The sequence below is a fragment of the Vibrio sp. 1641 genome (assembly GCF_033339995.1).
Classification (GTDB): domain Bacteria; phylum Pseudomonadota; class Gammaproteobacteria; order Enterobacterales; family Vibrionaceae; genus Vibrio; species Vibrio alginolyticus.
The window spans coordinates 1-781 of the sequence record NZ_JAWOVP010000119.1; the positions used below are offsets into that span (position 1 = coordinate 1).

The window sequence follows — 781 nt, forward strand, 5'->3', positions numbered from 1 at the left end:
CATACACGACCACGCCAGTACACATCTTTACCGTAAGCAGGGTTGGTTTGCGATGCGGTCGGCAAAGGCACACCCGTTCCTTGGAATTTATCTGGCGTGTTGAACTCGTCTTGATCACGCATCACCGCGATCACTTTATCGGCATGCTCTTGCGTTGCTGCACCATTAAACAGCGGCGACCAACCTTCAGGGCCACGTCCACGCTCTACAATAGGCAAACCCGCACAGCCATTTGCAAGAGGCGCAGGAGTAGTGCCATCTTCAGCCACATTTAAGTGAATGTCGTAGAAGAATCCTGTGCTTTCATCAAACATACATTGGTTAATGTACGTTTTGATTTTCTCGGCACCGTTCAGGAATTCTTGCGCGCGGTCTTTACCTTCTACGCCATCGGACACCAACTTCGCCATTTCCGCTAAGTATTTGTTGTCTGAGTACATGTAAGAGGCTTGATCCACCGATTCTTGCAGCATAGAGAAGCCAAGCAGCTCGCCGTCCGCTGCGTTATTGTTGGTGCGGTTTTCTGCAAAACGAACTTCCCAATCTTTCTTCGCAAGATCGAGTTTCGCTAAGTTTTCCGCTGACGTATTGCTGTACACCCACTCTTCGCCTTCCAGCTTGATGCTGTTATCAAAACCATACGCACTTGCCGCGTAGCGACCAAGTTGATCCACATTTCTGTCTGGGTTGCTGATGTCTTCAGCTTGCGAATTCATGTTGTGGATGTTGTAGATAAAGCCAAAACGAGCCGCGTTATCCATGCCCGATTCCCAGCCCGCCG

The 781-nt window shown here is 49.8% G+C and carries 1 protein-coding gene; it reads right to left on the reverse strand.

From position 1 onward, the window contains the following. A partial coding sequence (locus R7Z47_RS24540; protein ID WP_411913059.1) for an MGH1-like glycoside hydrolase domain-containing protein occupies window positions 1–781 on the reverse strand: 781 nt, incomplete at both ends.